The sequence below is a fragment of the Mycoplasma anserisalpingitidis genome (genome assembly GCF_007858495.1).
Lineage (GTDB): Bacteria > Bacillota_I > Bacilli_A > Mycoplasmatales > Metamycoplasmataceae > Mycoplasmopsis > Mycoplasmopsis anserisalpingitidis_A.
Genome location: NZ_CP041663.1, coordinates 639,059 through 657,171, shown reverse-complemented (window position 1 = coordinate 657,171; position 18,113 = coordinate 639,059). Strand labels below are relative to the sequence as shown.

The window sequence follows — 18,113 nt, the reverse complement described above, 5'->3', positions numbered from 1 at the left end:
AAAGCTGCTGAAGAAGCTGAAGCAAAAGAAGGAGATAAATAATCATGGCTGATACAAAATTAAAAAATGCTAATGTAAAACTTCCTGAAAATCTTTTTGCTAGTGAAAAAATATATGAACAAGCTATTTTTGATACAGTTTTATCAGAGAGAGCTTCAAGAAGACAAGGTACACACCAAGTTAAAAATAGAGCTGAAGTAAGTGGTACAGGTAAAAAACCTTGAAGACAAAAAGGTACAGGTAAAGCTCGTCAAGGTTCATTAAGATCACCTCAATTTGTTGGTGGTGGAAGAGCATTTGGACCTCAATCAGAAAAGAACTATTCATTAAAAGTTAACAAAAAAGTTAGATTTGCTGCTTTCAAATCTGCATTAACACTTTTAGCTCAAGATAAAGCAGTTTTAGTTGATGATTTAAAATTATCAAAAATTTCAACAAAAGAATTCATTACTAAATTAGATTCTTTAGTTAATGAAAAAGAATATAGACGTGTGCTAGTTGTAACTGAAGATGAAACAGTTTTCAAATCTACAGCTAATGTTCCATATGTTTACACAGTTAAAGCAAACTCAATTTCAGTTGAATTATTACTTTTAGCTGACTTAATGGTTATTTCAAACGAATCACTTTCAATTTTAGAAGGGAAATTTAAATAATGCAACTTACAGATATTATTAGAAGACCTATTATTACTGAAAAGAGTAATCATCAAACAGTAAATAATAATTCATATTCATTCGAAGTAGCTTATAATGCGAATAAATTCCAAATTGCTAGAGCTATTGAAATTATTTTCCAAGTAAAAGTTGAAAAAGTAAACACAATGAAATTTGAAAAACAACCAAAAAACATAGGACGTTACCATGGGTTTACAAATCGTTACAAAAAAGCTATTGTTAAATTAGCTGAAGGTTATTCAATCAACTTCTACCCTTCTGATGAAGTTAAAGTTGAAGAAAAAGAAGAAAAAACTAAGAAAACAGCTAAAAAAGAAGTTTCAGAAGTTGAAAAAAGAGCTGCCGAAAAACTCGCTGCTAAGAAAGCAAGTGCAAACGTTAAAAACGCCACAAAATCAGCAACTAAAGCTAACGTTAAAAAAACAACAACAACTAGAAAAGTTGGCGGTGAATAATTATACCTCCAATCTTATATATAATATAAATTAAATTATTAATACAATGTAAAGCGGAAAAGTCATGCTTAAAAGAAAGATCCGCAACTATTTTTAAGCAAAGGAGAAAAGACATGGCTATTAAATACTATAAGCCAACAACCAATGGTCGTCGTAATATGTCAATTCTCGACTACAGACAAAACTTAAGTGGTCATGCACCTGAAAAATCATTAATGGTGATTTTAAAAAATAATGCAGGTCGTAACAACCAAGGAAAAATTACAGTTCGTCACCACGGTGGTCGTGTAAAAAGATATTACAGAATCGTTGATTTTAAACGTAATAAAGATAATATTCCAGCAATTGTTAAAACAATTGAATATGATCCAAATAGATCAGCAAACATTTGTTTATTAGCATATGCAGATGGAGAAAAAAGATATATTTTAGCACCTAAAGGAATTAAAGTTGGACAAACAGTTGTTTCAGGTGAAAATGCCGATATTATTGTTGGTAACTCACTTCCACTAAGCAACATTCCTGAGGGTACATTTGTTCACAACATCGAAATGCAACCAGGGGGTGGAGGTATCATCGCTCGTAGTGCCGGTACATCTGCACAAATTTTGGGTAAAGACGATGATGGAAAATACGTTGTTTTAAGATTAAAATCTGGTGAAACAAGACGTGTTTTAGCTCGTTGTCGTGCAACAATTGGTTTTGTTGGTAATGAAGAACATTTATTAGTAAATATTGGTAAAGCTGGTAAAAATAGACATATGGGTGTTAGACCTACAGTACGTGGATCAGTAATGAACCCAGTAGACCACCCACATGGAGGGGGAGAAGGAAAACAACCTGTTGGTCGTAAAGCTCCTCTTACACCTTGAGGTAAAAAAGCTCTTGGAGTTAAGACAAGAAAAACTAAGAAATCTTCAAACAAATTAATTATTAGAAGAAGAAAGGATGCTAAATAATGGCACGTAGTCTTAAAAAAGGACCTTTCGCAGATGATCATTTACTTAAAAAAGTAGATGCTATTGTTGAAGGTAAAGCACCTAAAAAACCTATTAAAACTTGATCAAGACGTTCTACAATTTTCCCTCACTTTGTAGGGTTAACATTCCAAGTACACAATGGTAAACAATTCATAGATGTTTATGTTACAGATGATATGGTTGGACACAAATTAGGAGAATTCTCACCTACCCGTACATATACAGGACATGGTGCAGATAAAGGTAAGAAGAAATAATGGAAAAAGTACAAGCGGTAGCACACGTTAAAATGCAACGTGTAAGTGCTCGTAAGGCTCGTTTAGTTGCTGATTTATTCAGAGGTAAGGACGTAAGAGAAGCACTTGGTATTTTATATAATACAAACAAAAAAGCATCTCCTTTATTTATTAAATTAATCCAATCAGCTATTGCTAATGCAACAAACAATCATGGAATGGATGCGTCAAAATTATTTGTTAAAGAAGTGTTAGTTAACGAAGGACCAACACTTAAAAGATTTCAACCAAGATCTCAAGGAAGAGCATATTCTATTTTCAAACGTACATCACACTTAACAGTTAAATTAGAGGAGAGAAACTAATGGGACAAAAAGTCAATCCAAATGGATTCCGTTATGGTGTAACTAAGGCACACAACACAACATGATACGAAGATAAAAAAGACTTTGGATCAAAACTTGTTGAAGATGCTAAAATTTATAATTTCTTTGATGCTTTAGTTCGTCAATATCAAATTGGTCAAGTTGAAGTTAGAAGAACTCAAGATAACAAAGTAACTGTTATTGTACATACAGCTAAACCAGCAGCAATGTTAGGACAAGAAGGTAAAAATATTGCTGAATTAACAGTAAAATTAACAAAATCAATCAAAAACAAAAATCTAAATGTAAATATTCAAGTTGTAGAACTTAAAAAACCTGATTTAAATGCTAGATTACTTGCTGAATCAATTGCTATTAAATTAGAAAATCGTGAATCATTCCGTACAGCACAAAAAATGGCTATCAGAAACGCTATGCGTTCAGGAGCTAAAGGTATTAAAACCGCTGTTAGTGGACGTTTAAACGGAGTTGATATGGCTCGTACTGAAGGATATTCAGAAGGAGAAATGAAACTTCACACATTAAGACAAAATGTTGACTATGCAACAGCAACAGCTCGTACAACATACGGAGCTATTGGTGTTAAAGTTTGAGTTTCATTAGGAGAAATTTTGGAAGGAGATAACAAATAATGCTTCAACCAAAGAGAACAAAATACCGTAAACCATTCTTACAAAAACACGATAAAAGACGTGCTCAAAAAGGTAACACTGTTGCTTTTGGAGAATTTGGTTTACAAGCAGTTACAAGTGCTTGAGTAGATGCCCGTCAAATTGAAAGTGCTCGTATCGCTATTACAAGACGTATGGGACGTGAAGGACAAGTTATTATTAGAATTTTCCCTCACTTTGCTAAAACTTCTAAACCTATTGGGTTACGTATGGGGTCAGGAAAAGGATCTCCAGAAAAATGATATACAGCAGTTAAAGTTGATACAATGATGTTCGAAGTAAGTGGAGTTAGAGAAGATATTGCTCGTGATGCTCTACGTCTTGGTGGACACAAATTGCCAGTTAAATGAAGAATAGTAGCTAAAACACAAGGAGAAGAATAATGTTATACAAAGACATAAAAGATAAATCAGTTGAAGAATTACAAAAATTAGTAAATGATTTAAAAGCTGAATTATGAACATTAAAATTCAAAAATGCTACTGGAAGTTTAGATCAAACACACAAAATTAATGCTATGAGAAAAGATATTGCTAAGGTGTTAACAGCTTTAAATGAAAAAGGAGCTAAATAATTATGGAAAGAAACGCAAGAAAAACACGTGTTGGTAGAGTAGTTTCTGCAGGTAAAAACCAAAAAACAATTATTGTTGCAGTTGATACTTACAAGAAAAATACTTTATACTCAAAACGTTATAAATCTACAAAACGTTTTGCAGTTCATGATGAAAACCATGAAGCTGGATTAAATGATATTGTTGTAATTATGGAAACTAGACCACTTTCAAAAACAAAACACTTTAGATTGGTATCGATCAAAGAAAAATCACAAGCTTCACAAGGAGATAATTAATGTTAATTGAATTATCAAGAGCTAATGTTGCAGATAACTCTGGTGCTAAAGAAATTGGTGTTATCCGTATTTTAGGTGGAAGTAAAAAGAAAGTGGCAAATATCGGTGATATTGTTGTATGTTCTGTTAAAAAAGCAATTCCTAATGGAGGTGTTAAAGCAGGACAAGTTGTAAAAGCTGTGGTTGTAAGAAGTCGTTATGGAACAAAACGTCCAAACGGATCATACATTCGTTTTGATGATAATGCTGTTGTTTTACTTAAAGAAGATTTATCACCACGTGGAACACGTGTGTTTGGACCAGTTGCTCGTGAAATTCGTGAAAGATTCCCAAAAATCGTTTCATTAGCACCTGAAGTATTATAATAAGGAGTCATTTATGAATAAAGTTAAATTTAAAAAAGGTGATGAAGTTATTGTAATTGCTGGAAGAGAAAAAGGTAAAACAGGAAGAATTGAAAAAATCGATTCTAAAAAACAAACAGTAATTGTTAAAGATTTAAATATGGTTACAAAACACAACAAACCATCACAAATGAATACAGAAGGCTCAATATCAAACATCGAAGCTCCAATCCATGTTTCAAACGTAGCATATTTAGTTAAAAAAGCTGGTAAAAATACAAACGCTCAATTTTCAAAAATTGGATTCCAAGTAAATAAAGATGGTAAAAAAGTAAGAATCGCTAAGAAAACTAAGAAGGAAATTTAATTATGAATTTAAAACAAGTTTATTTAGAAAAAGCAGTTCCTGCTTTAAGAGAAAAATACAATTACTCATCTATTATGGAAGTTCCAAGAATTGAAAAAATTGTTATCAATATGACAGCTGGTAAAGAAGTTTCTAACTCAAAAGCTATTGAAGAAGTTTTAAATGAATTGACACAAATCACAAGTCAAAAACCATTCCAAACAAGAGCTAAAAAATCTAATGCTTCTTGAAAATTACGTGAAGGTATGCCTATGGGTGGAAAAGTAACTTTACGTAGAGAAAGAATGTGAGATTTCTTAGAAAAATTAATTAATGTTGCAATGCCACGTATCCGTGATTTCCGTGGAGCTAACCCTAAAGCATTTGATGGTAGAGGTAACTTTGCTTTAGGAATTAAAGAAGAAATTATCTTCCCTGAAATTGAATTTGACAAAATTCGTCGTATTAAAGGATTAGACGTATTAATCGTAACTACTGCTAAAACAAATAATGAAGCTAGAACATTACTAGAATTAGTTGGTGTACCATTTGAGAAAAAAGGAGATAAATAATGGCTAGAAAAGCATTAATCGAAAAAGCTAAACGTCACCCTAAATTCTCAACACGTGCATATACACGTTGTGAATTATGTGGACGTCCACACTCAGTATTAAGAAAATATAAAATTTGTCGTATCTGCTTCAGAGGTTTAGCTAATGAAGGTAAAATTCCAGGTATGAAGAAAGCGAGTTGATAATGTTTATTACAGATCCTATTTCAGATATGATCGTTCGTATCAAAAATTCTAATCAAAGAAAACATAAAACTGTTTCAATTCCTTACTCAAATAAAAAAGCAAAAATTCTAGATTTAATTTTAGCTGAAGGATACATCTCATCTTATGCAGTGGAAGGTGAAGGTGTTGATAAATCATTAGTAGTTACATTAAAATATAAAGGTTCACAATCTGCGATTGTAGGAATTAAACGTATTTCAAAACCAGGTTTAAGAGTATATGTTAAAGCTGATGAATTACCTAAAGTATTATCGGGTTATGGAACAGCAATTATTTCAACTTCAAAAGGTATTATGACTGATAAAACAGCTAGAAAGGAAAATGTTGGGGGAGAAGTTATCGCCCACATTTGATAGGTATTTCTATGTCTCGTGTTGGAAATAGAGTTCTTAACATTCCCGCTGGAACAACAGTTACTGTAAATGATACTTTAGTTACAGTAAGTGGAAAATTAGGAAAATTAGAAAGACAATTCAGTTCATTAATCACTGTTAAAGTTGAAAATAATCAAGTTACAACACTTCGTGCAAATGAAGAAAAACACACTAAACAATTACATGGAACAACAAATGCTCACATTTCAAATATGATCGTTGGTGTTTCAAAAGGATTCCAAAAAGAATTAGCAATTAATGGGGTTGGATATAAAGCAGTGTATAAAGAAAATCAACTTCATGTTTCTGCTGGTTACTCACACGATGTTATTTTAAATGTTCCTTCTGATGTTAAAGTTGAAGTTCCTAAACCTACAATTGTTATTGTTTCAGGAATCAACAAACAATCAGTTGGTGAATTTGCAGCTAATGTTAGAGCAATTAGAAAACCTAACCCATACTCAGGAAAAGGTATTGCATATAAAGGTGAAAAAATTAGACGTAAAGAAGGGAAAACAGCTTCTAAATAATAGAAGTATAAGGTATACAATATGGCAAAATTATCAAGAAATCAAGCAAGAAAAGTTAAACATGTTCGTTTACGTCAACACATCGTTGGTTCAAGTGTTAAACCTCGTTTAAATGTTTTCAAATCTCACCAAAACTTATATGCTCAATTAATTGATGACTCTAAAGGAGTTACTTTAACAAGTGCTTCAACATTATCAAACAAAGAATATGGTGGAAACATTAAAGCTGCTAGTGAATTAGGTTCTGTAATGGGACAAAAAATCGTGGATTTAGGAATTAAAGAAGTTGTTTTTGACCGTGGAGGTTACATTTACCATGGTCGTGTTAGAGCGTTTGCTGAAGCTGTAAGAGAAAAAGGAGTTAAATTCTAATGGAAAACCAAAAGAAAATTGAAAAAACTGTTGAAGAAACAGGAACAAAAAATGTAACTCTTAAGAAAAGAAATACAAAACCTGCTGTTAAAAACGCTGAAAACAATAGTGAAAAACGTCAAAGTAATTCAGAAAAACAAAGAAGAAACAATGTAAAAGAAAAAAGAGTTAATGATGCTTTTGCTGATTTCTCAGAAAAAGTTGTTGATATTGCTCGTGTTACAAAAGTTGTTAAAGGTGGAAGAAGATTTAGTTTCTCAGCATTCGTTGTTGTTGGAAATAAAAAAGGTCGTGTTGGATATGGACACGGTAAAGCAAATGAAGTTCCAGATGCAATTAAAAAAGCTGTTAAAGATGCTCAAAACAACCTTGTTGAAGTTCCTTTATATAATGGAACTATTCCTCATGAAACAAACGCTAAATTCTTAGCTTCAAAAGTTATTTTAAAACCGGCACCTGAAGGTAAAGGACTTATTGCTTCGGGTTCAGTTCGTGCTGTTGCTGAATTAGCCGGATACAACAACATTGTTACAAAGACATATGGATCACGTTCAAAAACAAATATTGTTAAAGCTACTGTTAAAGCTCTTAAAACTTTAAGAACACCTGAAAAAATTGCTGAAATCAGAGATAAAGATGTAAAGGAACTATTATAATGGATAGAATTAAATTACATACTCTTAAATATACAGAAGAATCAAGACCAGAAAAACACCGTAAAGGTCGTGGTCACGCAGCTGGTAAAGGTAAACAAGCGGGTAAAGGGCAATCAGGGCAAAATAAACGTAAAGGTCATAGATTAGGATTCGAAGGGGGTCAAACACCATGATTCCGTCGTATTGGAAAACGTGGATTCAACAATGTAAACCATGTTGAATACCAAGTAATTAATCTTAAAGACCTTGAAAGATGCTATGAAAACAATGATGAAGTATCAGTAGAAACTTTATTTGAAAAAGGTTTAATTAAAAGAACATTACCTATTAAATTATTAGGAAATGGTGAATTAACTAAATCTTTAACAATCAACATTCACAAAGTTTCTGAATCAGCAAGAAAAGCTGTTGAAGCCGCTGGTGGAAAAATTTTAGAATAATAAAATATAGTTGACGACATTTCGTCAACTTTTTATTTTGTTCTTTTTTAGTTCACCTAGATAAATTAACACATATTAAGGTGGAGGTTAATATGAATATATATAAATTAGAACAAATTGAAAATAAAATTAAATACATTAATGACAATTTTGAAAATACACCTTTCAACAAAAGAGAAAAGTTAATGGATGAACTTGAAACTATGTTATTTAAATTAGTTGTTGATGAAGTAAATGTGTGTAAACAATGTGGGTTAAAGCAACCTAAATTCAATTATTTTAAATCTAAAAAAATGTTTGTACATAACAAATGTGGATACATTATTCCAGCGAATCAACTTCTAAATAGCTTTGATTTTGAGAAATGAAATCTAGAAGATTTTAGTAAAACTTTTTCAAAAATTCAAGATTGACATTGATTGATTTTTTAACAATTATAGCTTATTTTTAACTAAATATTGCCGGAACATAATTGCTTTAAAAAAACACTAAATTTTATATAATTAAAATACAATTTATATTTAATAAAAAGTGAGGATGAATGAGTTTTTTTAGAAGGAAATCAAATAAACTTTTTACATTATGAAATAAGATAAAGAGTATTTTTTTAAGTTTTTGAAGTACTAAAGATATAACCAAAAAAGTTCTATTCACCTTGCTTTTGTTAAGTATTTATATCATTGGTACAACTATAACAGCACCATTTGTTAAAATTAATTCTGCAAGAAATATTAATAGCGATTCATTTTTTGACACACTAAATTTAGTTGGTGGTGGTGGGTTATCTAGATTCTCGATTTTTGCCTTAGGAATAAGCCCTTTTATTAATGCATCACTTATAATGATGATTTTACAGTCAAAATTATTCCCACCTATTTACAAGTTAAGTCAAAGCGGACCACACGGAAGAAAGAAAATCAATGTTATTACCAGAGCAATAACTTTAGTAATTGCAATACCTCAAGCAATTTTCTTAACTAAATCATTAACAGCTGGAGGAGTTTCAAGTGCATTTATTCAAATAGTTTCTCCAAGCGGAATGAATGAAAATGTTATAGTTTTCTTTATACTTCCAATGATTTTGGTCGGTGCAACTTTATTTTGTTTATTCTTATCTGAAGAAATAACAAATAAAGGTATTGGTAATGGTACTAGTTTGATTATTTTCACTGGTATAGCAATGAGATTACCAATTCAATTCCAATCAGCCTTTAAGGAATTATCAAATGATTTTTTAGTTAGTGGTTCATTAATCGGTTTAATTAATTTTAGTTTTTATGTAATATGTTATTTCTTGGTAATTCTAATTATTTCTATTGTTTACAATAGTGAAAGACATATTCCTATTCAACAAGTTGGATCAGGTAGATCAAGAAATACTAAAGAAATGGGTAAATTACCAATTAAATTAAATCCAGGTGGAATTATGCCTGTTATCTTTGCAATGATGGTTATTTCTTTCCCGACAATGATCGCTAATATTCTACCTAAAGATAATTATGGTGCTTGATGAATTAAACATAATTTACAATTCACTCAACCATTCGGTTTAGGATTATTAGTTGTTATAACATTTGTTTTCTCATTATTGATGGGAATACAACAATCAAAAGTTGATAAAATAGCCGAAGATTTTGCTAAAAATTCAACATTTATTCCTGGTGTTAGACCTGGTGAAGAAACACAAGATTATTTAATTGGTGTTGTATTTAGATTGAGTTTGTTTAGTGCCTTCTATCTTGTTATTTTAGCAAGTATGCAGCATGTACAAGTTATTTTAGGCATTTTACCTGCTCAAATTGCTTTCGGTGGAACCGGTTTAATGATTTTAGTTTCCGTAGCCATCGAAACAATAACTCAATTAAAAGCAAGAAATAAAACTGTTAAGCTTGCTAAAGCTAAAAGAGTTACTAAAGCTAACTTTAACTCTAAAAATGTAAATGGAGATGGTTTATTATGATAAAACAAAATTGTAATTTAATTTTTTTAGGAGCTCCTGGTGTTGGAAAAGGAACAGTAGCTTCAATTATCGCTAATTTAACAGATTTAGAACATGTTTCTACAGGCAATATATTTAGAAACGAAATAAAGAACAAAACTGAATTAGGATTGAAAGTGCAAGAAATTGTTACAACTGGTGGTTATGTTCCTGATGAAATAACAAACAGAATTGTTAAAAATAAAATAGATGAAACAATTAAAGCAAATACAAAAATAATTCTTGATGGTTTTCCAAGAACAATTGATCAAGCAAAATTTTTAGAAACAATCGAAAACTTTGATTATAAAGTGGTTGAATTGTATGCTCCAGAATCAGTTATTTTAGAAAGATTATCTGGAAGAAGAACTTGTTCAAAGTGTTCAACTGGGTATCATGTTAAATTTAAACCAAGTTCAAAGGGTGATAAATGTGAAAATTGTGGTGGCGATTTAGAACAACGTAAAGACGATCAACCTAGTTCAATTATCAAAAGATTAGAAATTTATAATGAACAAACAAATCCATTAATTGATTATTTTAAAAATGCAAACAGATTGATTGTGGTAGAAGCTATTGACGCTCCAGAAAATGTTGCAGATAGTGTTTTGAAAAAAATTAAATAGTAATACAATTTAAAACATAATAATTAACATATTTAGGATTTATTATTTCTTTAATAAAAGATAAAAGTGCAATAGATAAAATTACCAAATCATGTAAAATCTTGGCAGAAGTCAAACAAATTGTTTGAGATTTCGTAAGACCAGGGGTTTCTTTAAAAGAAATTGATCAATTAGCTTTTAAAGAAATAGTAAAGAGAGGTGCCGTTCCGGCATTTAAAGGATTATACGGCTTTCCTGCAACTGCTTGTATATCCGTAAATGATGAATTGATCCATGGTATTCCTTCTGACTATATAGTTAAAGATGGGGACCTAGTTAGCGTTGATTTGGGTTGTATCTGACAAGGTTACAACAGTGATAGTGCTTTCACAAAAGGTATAGGGGAAATTAGTGAAACTGATAAAAAGCTAATTTTAGTTGCAAAACAATCTTTTGAAGCAGGTCTTAACGCTATAAAACCTGGAGCAAGAGTAGGTGATATTTCAGCTGCTATTTGAGAGGTTATTAAGAAAAATAATTTTTTCACACCTGATGATTTTTGTGGTCATGGAATTGGGCTTCAACTTCATGAGGATCCAAATGTTCCTAATAGAGGTAAGAAAAATACTGGTCCATTATTAAAGGATGGGATGGTTATTTGCATCGAACCTATGATTACTCAAACCAAAAAGATCAAAATTCTAAAAGATGGATGAACAGTTGTTTCAACTGATGGTTCTAATACAGCACATTATGAACATACTGTTTTGATTAAAAATGGAAAAGGTGTAGTTTTAACGAAAGGAATCTAAATTGGCAAAAGACGCAATAAAGATGACTGGAGTGGTTAAAACTGTTTATTCTACTGATTCATATGAAGTAGAATTAGAAAACGGCATGACTATGAAAGTTTATATTTCAGGTAAAATGAGAGTTAATCACATAAGAATTTTACCTGGTGATAAAGTAGATGTTGATATTAGTCCATATGATTTAACTCAAGGACGTATCGTTTACAGACACAAATAATTAAAGGAGCTAAAATGAAAGTTAGAGCTAGTGTTAAAAGAATGTGTAAAGATTGCAAAATTATTAAACGTAAAGGTGTTATTAGAGTAATTTGTGAATTACCTAAACACAAACAAAGACAAGGATAGGAGATAAGATGGCCAGAATTTTAAACGTTGAAATTCCTAATGACAAACGTGTTGTTGTGTCATTAACATATATTTATGGTATCGGACCAAGCTTAGCTAAAAAGATTTGTGCTGAAGCAGGAATAAGTGAAGATGCTCGTGTAAAGAGCTTATCAGAAGATGAATTATCAAAAATTCGTGAAGCAGCTAAACACTATACAACAGAAGGTGATTTACGTAGAGAAGTTAACTTAAACATTAAACGTTTAATGGAAATTAAATGTTACCGTGGAATTAGACACCGTAAAGGATTACCTGTACGTGGACAATCAACTAAAAAGAATGCTCGTACACGTAAAGGACCTAGAAAAACAGTTGCTGGAAAGAAAGGTAAATAATATATGGCTCGTAAAACTAAGAAAAAGAATATTACAACAGGTATTGCACATATTCATTCAACCAACCAAAACACAATTGTTACATTTTCAGATGAACAAGGTAATGTTATAGCATGATCATCAGCTGGTGCTATTGGTTACAAAGGTACTAAGAAAAAAACACCTTATGCTGCAGGTCTAGCAGCTCAAGCAGCGGCTGAAGCTGCTAAAGAACACGGTATTAAATCTGTTAAAGTTGAACTTAAAGGTCTTGGAGCTGGAAAAGATGCTGCAAGAAAACAAATCGAAGTTTCAGGTATCACAGTTACAGAAATTAAGGATGTTACACCTGTTCCTCACAACGGAACAAGACCTCCTAAGCGTATTCTAAAACGTGCTAAGAAATAAAAGTACTATTATTAATGATAAGAAAGTAGGTATCTTAAATGGAAAAGATGAAAAGATTAGATTATCTTAAAGTTCCTTCATTAAACAAAGTAAGTGATTTTGAAACTACATTCAGTTTACAACCATTAGAAAGAGGATTTGGAAATACACTTGGTGTTGCTTTAAGAAGAGTTTTATTATCAAATATCACTTCTTTAGCCCCATTCTGTATTAAAATAGAAGGTGTTAATCATGAATTCCAAGGAATTCCTGGTGTGGTTGAAGATGTTCCATCACTAATTATGAATTTAAGAGAAGTAAGATTTAAATATGATTCTGAATTAGTTAATGATGATGAAATCATCAAGGTTGAACTTAAAGCAGATGAAGTTGGCGAAATTACATCAAGATATTTAACAGTTGTTGACAATCCAAATGTTGAAATCATCGACCACAACATTCACATTGCTGATGTTAGTGCGGTTAACTCGTTAAAAATTGAAATGTTTATAAGACCAGGTCGTGGATTTTTATCAAGTGAAGAAAACAAATTAATTGTTAATAAACTTGAAGGTGAATTAGCAGCTAATTCAAAAATTAAAAAAGGTAAGTTTATCGCTGTTGATTCAAAATTCTCTCCAATCAAACTTGTTAACTACAAGGTTGAAGAATTAAACTCATCTAGCGCTAAAGTTGAAGAAAGACTAGATTTTACATTAATTACTGATGGAACAGTCAAAGCCGAACAAGCTATTAAGCAAGCTTCAGAAATTTTAATTGCACACTTTATGGTTATAGGAAACACTGATGAAATGAAAGTTGATGTTTTCGCAGATGAAGTCGAAGAGGAACCACAAGAAAATGAAGCAGATCTTGATATCAACCAATTAAATCTTTCTGTACGTTCATTAAATGCATTAAGAAGAATAAATAAAACAAAAGTTTCAGATATTATCGAAATGACATATGATGAGCTTGAACAAACAAAGAACTTAGGTAAAAAATCATTAGAAGAAATAGTACAAAAACTTCAAGAGTTTGGATTTACACTTAAAAAAGGAGATGAATAATGGCTAACCCAAAACAAATTTACTCACGTGATACTAAATGAAGAAATGGAGTTATGCGTTCATTAACAAGTGAATTATTTGTTAATGGAAGAATAACAACAACTTTAACAAGAGCAAAAGAATTACGTAAACACGCTGAAAGAATGATTCAAAAAGCTAAAAATCCAACTTTAGCAAATCGTCGTGCTGTTGCTGCTTATTTACGCCCAATTAAAACAAAAGAAAACGTTGAAGTACTTACACATTTATTTTCAAATATTGCACCAAAATACCAAGAAAGAAATGGTGGATACACAAGAATTATTAAATTACCTGCACGTTTAGGTGATAATACACGTATGGCAATCATTGAATTAGTTTAATTAATAATAAAAACATAAACTTAATAGAAATGCAAACCACCAATTTGGTGGTTTTTTATTTATAATATAACTATAGAAAAAGGAGAATATGTTTTATTTAATACACAAAAAAACTGGAATTAGTTCATTTGAAGCAATAAGCAAATTTAGAAGAGAAAATAAAATTAAAAAAATAGGGCATAGTGGAACTCTTGACCCTCTAGCTGAAGGGTTGTTGCTTGCAGCAACTGATGAGGACACAAAATTATTAGAGTATATCTCAAATAAAACTAAAGAATATATAGTTGAAGGTGTTTTTGGATATGAAACTGATACATATGACATTTTAGGTAAGGTTATAAATATTACAGACAATAAAGTCACTGAAGAAGTTTTAAACAAAAAACTTGAAGAATTAAGTGAAACAAGAAGCCAAGTGCCGCCAAAATTTTCTGCAAAAAAAATTAATGGAGTAAGAGCATATGAACTTGCTAGAAATGACATGGATTTTGAAATAAAAGAACAGAAAATTAAAATATTTGACTATAAATTATTGAGTTTTGACTTCGCAAAACAGACTTATAGAATTTATTTTAAGGTTTCTGAGGGTTGTTATATTAGAAGTTTAGTTAATGATTTAGGTCTTCTTTGCAAAAATTATTCAACAATGACAAAATTAGAAAGAAATGGTATCGGTGTTTTGCATATAAGTATGTTGAATGGTAAGGAATTTGCCGAAATAAATTACAAAGATATTTTAAACTTACCAATATTTATATACAATCAAAAGCAAAGAGAATATTTGAAAAACGGTAATAAATTAACTAATATAAATAATAAAAATGATGAAGTAGTTTTATTAATCAATGGAGATACTAATGAAATTGGCGGGGTTGCAAAAATTTTTAACAATGAGCTTATTGTTAAAAAGATTTTCCCTAATAAGATATAATTTATTTTCTAAAGTGAGGTATTATGAAAAATCTTAAAAATATTATAAAATGTGCTGCATTTGATATTGATGGTACAATTCTCCCAAATGGAAATACAAAATTCAGTCAAAAAACTATTGATGCATTTTCGCTTTTAAGAAAAAATGGGATTGTCTCAATACTAGCGACTGCTAGAGAATTTTCAACAATTTGTGATTTTTTAGAGCAATTGAAACCAGATTATTTTATTGGAGCTAACGGTTCATTCATACTTGATTGTAATAAAAATGAAATTATTTATGAAGTTGGTTTAAACTTAAATGAAGTAAAAATACTTTATGATGAATTTTATAATGATAATTTTAATTTCATAATAACAGATGTAAATAAATCATATTATTCTAAAAATACTAATTTAGACACTTGATTCATTAGACCTAATATAAGTAAATATGAGGAATTAGATTTTAACAAAGTAATTGATAAAAGAATTTACGTAATCACTTTAAGTGGAGAAAATATTTCAAATAAAGTCGATTTGATTAATGAATTTATAAATAAAAATAATTTAAATATGGAAATAAATTCTACTTGAAGTAGAGGTATATTCATAGGTCCTAAAAAAACAACAAAAAGTTCAACTTTAGAATTATTAACAAAAAAAATCGGTTATTCAAATGATAATTTAATTGCTTTTGGTGATTCATCTAACGATTTTGAAATGATTCGTGATGCTGTTTATGGTGTTGCTATGGAAAGAGCAAATTGAAGAATTAAAAGTGTTGCTGATGATGTTGCTCTTGATTGCGAATATGACGGAGCATATTTAAAACTTAAAGAGTTAAAGTTGATATAAAATGAAACCACTAGAAATTTATGAATTAGATAGCTGAAAACCCACAGAAAATATAATATATGTAATCGGTGCATTCGAGTCATTCCATTTAGGACATTATCAATTATTGAAAAAAGCAGCTGAAATTAAAAAAAATGAACAAATTGTTTTGGTTTATTTCAAGAATGAAACAACAATGTTCAAAATGAAAGATGGACTATTTTGTGATAATGACGCAAAAAGATATATCTTCAGCACATTTAATGAAATTGATAAAGTGATTGAATTAGATTTTAGTAAAATTTCACTTCTTGAAGGTGATGTATTTATAGAAAGATTAACAAATAATAAAAATAATTGTTCAATTATTTGTGGGAAAGACTTTAAATTTGGAAAGTCTGCTAAATGAGATACATCAAAACTAAAAGATAACTTTAAAAATATGAATGTAATTGATTTAGATTTATTAAAATATAAAGATATAAAAATCGGGACTAAAAACTTAAAAGAATTATTGAATTTTGGGCAAATTAAGTTTTTGAATTCTTTATTAACGCGAGAGTACTTATTGACATGCAAAATTAAATCTAATCTTGAATTATCAATAAATAATGATATTATTGAAATTCATTCAGGAATTTATGCGGCAGCGCTCATTGTAAACAAAATTAAATATTATTGCGTCTTACATATAAGTTTGAGGAATAATTTTCATTTTAAGCTTATTGATATAAAAGCATTTGAAATTGAAAATGTGGCAGCCAAGTTAATCATATATTCAGAAATTAGGTTAATAACCAACTCACAAAATGATAAATTAACAAGCGAAGATGTACTTGAAGTAAAAAATTTTATTATTAATGATAATAGTATATAATTTATAAGCATTTTCTTAATTGCAAATTTTTATACTAGGTGATAAATAAGTTTAACACTTGGATAAAACATAATTTAAAAATAGGAGACAAAATTATGATTTCTAATGAAACAAAATTAGGATTAGTTAAGAAATACGGAAAAAACGCAAAAGACACAGGAAATACTTTTGTTCAAATTGCTATTTTAACTGAAGATATCGAATCATTAAAACCACATTTCTTAAAAAATCCAAAAGACAAACACTCACGTCGTGGATTTATGGCTAAAATCAATAAACGTCGTGTATTACTTGATCACTTAAAATCAAAAGATTTAGAAGAATACAATAGATGTATTAAAGAACTTAATTTACGTAAATAATAAAAGCCGGGAGGCTTTTTTATTCTTTTTGTTCATTTTTTGTTCACTTCTGAATAAACATTCATATTATTATGGAGGTTTATATGAGCGATAAGAAAAAAATTATTGATGAAGCTATTTTAGAAATTAGTAAAAAATTCGGGAATGAATCAATTATGTATTTAGGGGATGTACCACACGCAGACGTTGATACTTTTTCAAGTGGAAGTTTTAAATTAAATGATATTTTAGGAATAGGTGGTTGACCGAAAGGAAGAATTATTGAAATTTATGGACCAGAAAGTTCAGGAAAAACCACTTTATGTTTACATGCGGTTGCGGAAATTCAAAAAAAAGGCGGAATAGCAGCATTTATTGATGCTGAACATTCGATTGATCCAGTATATGCAGGAAAAATCGGTGTTGATGTTGAAAAATTATTAATAAGTCAACCTGATTCAGGAGAACAAGCATTAGAAATTGTAGATATGTTATCTAAATCAGGGAATATTGATTTGATAGTTGTGGATTCAGTAGCTGCCTTAGTGCCAGAATCTGAGTTGAATGGAGATATGAGAGAACAACAAATTGGTTCTCAAGCAAGGTTAATGTCTAAAGCATTAAGAAAAATAACTTCGATTTCTAACAAAAATAAAACTACAATTATTTTTATTAATCAAATAAGAGAGAAAGTTGGTGTTTGTTATGGTAATCCAGAAACCACAACAGGAGGTAGAGCGTTAAAATTTTATGCTTCAATAAGACTTGAGGTAAGAAAAGGCCAACCCATAGTTGATGGTAAAGATACTGTTGGAAACGAATTAAAAATTAAAGTAGTAAAAAATAAATTAGCAGCTCCTTATAAAAAAATGGATACAGAATTACTTTTTTCATGCGGCATTGACAGAATTGGTGAAATAATAGATGAAGCAGTCGAAAAAAATGTTTTAGTAAAGAAGGGTTCATGATACTCTTATGAGGGCAAAAATTTAGCTCAAGGCAAAAAAACTATGAGAGATGTATTAATTTGTGATGGAGTTTTACTAAATGAAATAGAAAATAAAATACTTTAAATAAATATATATAATTTAATAAATATTAATTCATTTTGTAGAAAAC

Annotated in this window: 32 protein-coding genes and 1 pseudogene; all 33 read left to right on the top strand. The window is 30.0% G+C overall.

Annotated elements, in window-relative coordinates:
* Positions 1 to 44: 44 nt before the first annotated feature.
* Complete coding sequence (gene rplD / locus FOY43_RS02715; RefSeq protein WP_146309003.1) at positions 45 to 656, top strand: 50S ribosomal protein L4; 612 nt, start codon at positions 45 to 47, stop codon at positions 654 to 656.
* Positions 656 to 1,132 carry a 50S ribosomal protein L23 gene (gene rplW / locus FOY43_RS02710; protein ID WP_146309002.1) on the top strand — a complete coding sequence of 159 codons (477 nt, stop codon included), beginning with the start codon at positions 656 to 658 and terminating at the stop codon, positions 1,130 to 1,132. The genes rplD and rplW overlap by 1 nt, the downstream gene beginning before the upstream one ends.
* A 113-nt stretch (positions 1,133 to 1,245) precedes the next feature.
* Complete coding sequence (rplB, locus tag FOY43_RS02705) at positions 1,246 to 2,091, top strand: 50S ribosomal protein L2 (RefSeq protein WP_146309001.1); 846 nt, start codon at positions 1,246 to 1,248, stop codon at positions 2,089 to 2,091.
* Positions 2,091 to 2,369: a 30S ribosomal protein S19 gene (gene rpsS, locus FOY43_RS02700; RefSeq protein WP_006886413.1), complete on the top strand. Its 279-nt coding sequence runs from the start codon at positions 2,091 to 2,093 to the stop codon at positions 2,367 to 2,369. The genes rplB and rpsS overlap by 1 nt, the downstream gene beginning before the upstream one ends.
* Positions 2,369 to 2,713, top strand: a complete 345-nt coding sequence (rplV, locus tag FOY43_RS02695) for a 50S ribosomal protein L22 (RefSeq protein ID WP_146309000.1) — start codon at positions 2,369 to 2,371, stop codon at positions 2,711 to 2,713. Before rpsS ends, rplV begins: the two co-directional genes overlap by 1 nt.
* Entirely contained in the window at positions 2,713 to 3,366 is a 654-nt protein-coding gene (gene rpsC / locus FOY43_RS02690) for a 30S ribosomal protein S3 (protein WP_006886411.1), read from the top strand. Before rplV ends, rpsC begins: the two co-directional genes overlap by 1 nt.
* A complete protein-coding gene (rplP, locus tag FOY43_RS02685) occupies positions 3,366 to 3,788 on the top strand; it encodes a 50S ribosomal protein L16 (protein WP_146308999.1) in 423 nt (140 codons plus the stop codon). The genes rpsC and rplP overlap by 1 nt, the downstream gene beginning before the upstream one ends.
* Complete coding sequence (gene rpmC, locus FOY43_RS02680; RefSeq protein WP_006886409.1) at positions 3,788 to 3,979, top strand: 50S ribosomal protein L29; 192 nt, start codon at positions 3,788 to 3,790, stop codon at positions 3,977 to 3,979. The genes rplP and rpmC overlap by 1 nt, the downstream gene beginning before the upstream one ends.
* A gap of 2 nt (positions 3,980 to 3,981) precedes the next feature.
* On the top strand, positions 3,982 to 4,257 hold the full coding sequence (rpsQ, locus tag FOY43_RS02675; protein ID WP_146308998.1) for a 30S ribosomal protein S17: 276 nt from the start codon (positions 3,982 to 3,984) through the stop codon (positions 4,255 to 4,257).
* Positions 4,257 to 4,622, top strand: a complete 366-nt coding sequence (gene rplN / locus FOY43_RS02670; RefSeq protein WP_146308997.1) for a 50S ribosomal protein L14 — start codon at positions 4,257 to 4,259, stop codon at positions 4,620 to 4,622. Before rpsQ ends, rplN begins: the two co-directional genes overlap by 1 nt.
* Positions 4,623 to 4,635: 13 nt before the next feature.
* The gene (rplX, locus tag FOY43_RS02665; protein WP_146308996.1) at positions 4,636 to 4,968 is read left to right on the top strand and encodes a 50S ribosomal protein L24; all 333 of its coding nucleotides are present in this window, start codon (positions 4,636 to 4,638) and stop codon (positions 4,966 to 4,968) included.
* Complete coding sequence (rplE, locus tag FOY43_RS02660) at positions 4,965 to 5,519, top strand: 50S ribosomal protein L5 (RefSeq protein ID WP_419179394.1); 555 nt, start codon at positions 4,965 to 4,967, stop codon at positions 5,517 to 5,519. The genes rplX and rplE overlap by 4 nt, the downstream gene beginning before the upstream one ends.
* The gene (locus FOY43_RS02655) at positions 5,519 to 5,704 is read left to right on the top strand and encodes a type Z 30S ribosomal protein S14 (protein ID WP_006886404.1); all 186 of its coding nucleotides are present in this window, start codon (positions 5,519 to 5,521) and stop codon (positions 5,702 to 5,704) included. The genes rplE and FOY43_RS02655 overlap by 1 nt, the downstream gene beginning before the upstream one ends.
* Positions 5,704 to 6,099 (top strand): 30S ribosomal protein S8, encoded by a 396-nt coding sequence (gene rpsH, locus FOY43_RS02650; protein WP_146308994.1) that lies wholly within the window; start codon positions 5,704 to 5,706, stop codon positions 6,097 to 6,099. Before FOY43_RS02655 ends, rpsH begins: the two co-directional genes overlap by 1 nt.
* A gap of 8 nt (positions 6,100 to 6,107) precedes the next feature.
* On the top strand, positions 6,108 to 6,647 hold the full coding sequence (rplF, locus tag FOY43_RS02645) for a 50S ribosomal protein L6 (RefSeq protein WP_146308993.1): 540 nt from the start codon (positions 6,108 to 6,110) through the stop codon (positions 6,645 to 6,647).
* 21 nt (positions 6,648 to 6,668) lie between these two features.
* Positions 6,669 to 7,019: a 50S ribosomal protein L18 gene (gene rplR, locus FOY43_RS02640; RefSeq protein ID WP_146308992.1), complete on the top strand. Its 351-nt coding sequence runs from the start codon at positions 6,669 to 6,671 to the stop codon at positions 7,017 to 7,019.
* A 173-nt stretch (positions 7,020 to 7,192) separates the two neighbouring features.
* Positions 7,193 to 7,675, top strand: a pseudogene (gene rpsE / locus FOY43_RS02635) (30S ribosomal protein S5); the annotation flags it as partial.
* Positions 7,675 to 8,115, top strand: a complete 441-nt coding sequence (gene rplO / locus FOY43_RS02630) for a 50S ribosomal protein L15 (RefSeq protein ID WP_146308990.1) — start codon at positions 7,675 to 7,677, stop codon at positions 8,113 to 8,115. The pseudogene rpsE and the gene rplO, both read left to right, overlap by 1 nt.
* Positions 8,116 to 8,207: 92 nt before the next feature.
* Positions 8,208 to 8,546, top strand: coding sequence for a hypothetical protein (locus tag FOY43_RS02625; protein WP_146308989.1), 339 nt, complete (start codon positions 8,208 to 8,210; stop codon positions 8,544 to 8,546).
* 110 nt (positions 8,547 to 8,656) lie between these two features.
* Entirely contained in the window at positions 8,657 to 10,078 is a 1,422-nt protein-coding gene (secY, locus tag FOY43_RS02620) for a preprotein translocase subunit SecY (RefSeq protein ID WP_146308988.1), read from the top strand.
* Positions 10,072 to 10,719, top strand: coding sequence for an adenylate kinase family protein (locus FOY43_RS02615; protein WP_146308987.1), 648 nt, complete (start codon positions 10,072 to 10,074; stop codon positions 10,717 to 10,719). Before secY ends, FOY43_RS02615 begins: the two co-directional genes overlap by 7 nt.
* Before the next feature lie 23 nt (positions 10,720 to 10,742).
* Complete coding sequence (map, locus tag FOY43_RS02610) at positions 10,743 to 11,510, top strand: type I methionyl aminopeptidase (protein WP_328592698.1); 768 nt, start codon at positions 10,743 to 10,745, stop codon at positions 11,508 to 11,510.
* Positions 11,511 to 11,532: 22 nt separating this feature from the next.
* Positions 11,533 to 11,727 carry a translation initiation factor IF-1 gene (gene infA / locus FOY43_RS02605; RefSeq protein ID WP_318023608.1) on the top strand — a complete coding sequence of 65 codons (195 nt, stop codon included), beginning with the start codon at positions 11,533 to 11,535 and terminating at the stop codon, positions 11,725 to 11,727.
* Positions 11,728 to 11,741: 14 nt separating this feature from the next.
* Complete coding sequence (gene rpmJ, locus FOY43_RS02600) at positions 11,742 to 11,855, top strand: 50S ribosomal protein L36 (RefSeq protein ID WP_006886393.1); 114 nt, start codon at positions 11,742 to 11,744, stop codon at positions 11,853 to 11,855.
* Positions 11,856 to 11,863: 8 nt separating this feature from the next.
* Positions 11,864 to 12,232, top strand: a complete 369-nt coding sequence (gene rpsM, locus FOY43_RS02595; protein ID WP_146308985.1) for a 30S ribosomal protein S13 — start codon at positions 11,864 to 11,866, stop codon at positions 12,230 to 12,232.
* A 3-nt stretch (positions 12,233 to 12,235) separates the two neighbouring features.
* Positions 12,236 to 12,619, top strand: coding sequence for a 30S ribosomal protein S11 (rpsK, locus tag FOY43_RS02590; RefSeq protein ID WP_146308984.1), 384 nt, complete (start codon positions 12,236 to 12,238; stop codon positions 12,617 to 12,619).
* Positions 12,620 to 12,657: 38 nt separating this feature from the next.
* A complete protein-coding gene (locus tag FOY43_RS02585; protein ID WP_146308983.1) occupies positions 12,658 to 13,668 on the top strand; it encodes a DNA-directed RNA polymerase subunit alpha in 1,011 nt (336 codons plus the stop codon).
* A complete protein-coding gene (gene rplQ / locus FOY43_RS02580) occupies positions 13,668 to 14,030 on the top strand; it encodes a 50S ribosomal protein L17 (RefSeq protein WP_146308982.1) in 363 nt (120 codons plus the stop codon). The genes FOY43_RS02585 and rplQ overlap by 1 nt, the downstream gene beginning before the upstream one ends.
* 88 nt (positions 14,031 to 14,118) lie before the next feature.
* The gene (gene truB / locus FOY43_RS02575; RefSeq protein ID WP_146308981.1) at positions 14,119 to 14,961 is read left to right on the top strand and encodes a tRNA pseudouridine(55) synthase TruB; all 843 of its coding nucleotides are present in this window, start codon (positions 14,119 to 14,121) and stop codon (positions 14,959 to 14,961) included.
* Positions 14,962 to 14,984: 23 nt separating this feature from the next.
* Complete coding sequence (locus FOY43_RS02570; RefSeq protein ID WP_146308980.1) at positions 14,985 to 15,797, top strand: YcsE-related riboflavin metabolism phosphatase; 813 nt, start codon at positions 14,985 to 14,987, stop codon at positions 15,795 to 15,797.
* Between the two features lies 1 nt (position 15,798).
* On the top strand, positions 15,799 to 16,653 hold the full coding sequence (locus tag FOY43_RS02565) for an FAD synthase (RefSeq protein ID WP_146308979.1): 855 nt from the start codon (positions 15,799 to 15,801) through the stop codon (positions 16,651 to 16,653).
* A 95-nt stretch (positions 16,654 to 16,748) separates the two neighbouring features.
* Positions 16,749 to 17,015: a 30S ribosomal protein S15 gene (gene rpsO, locus FOY43_RS02560; protein WP_146308978.1), complete on the top strand. Its 267-nt coding sequence runs from the start codon at positions 16,749 to 16,751 to the stop codon at positions 17,013 to 17,015.
* Between the two features lie 83 nt (positions 17,016 to 17,098).
* On the top strand, positions 17,099 to 18,067 hold the full coding sequence (gene recA / locus FOY43_RS02555) for a recombinase RecA (protein ID WP_236094558.1): 969 nt from the start codon (positions 17,099 to 17,101) through the stop codon (positions 18,065 to 18,067).
* Positions 18,068 to 18,113: the final 46 nt, after the last annotated feature.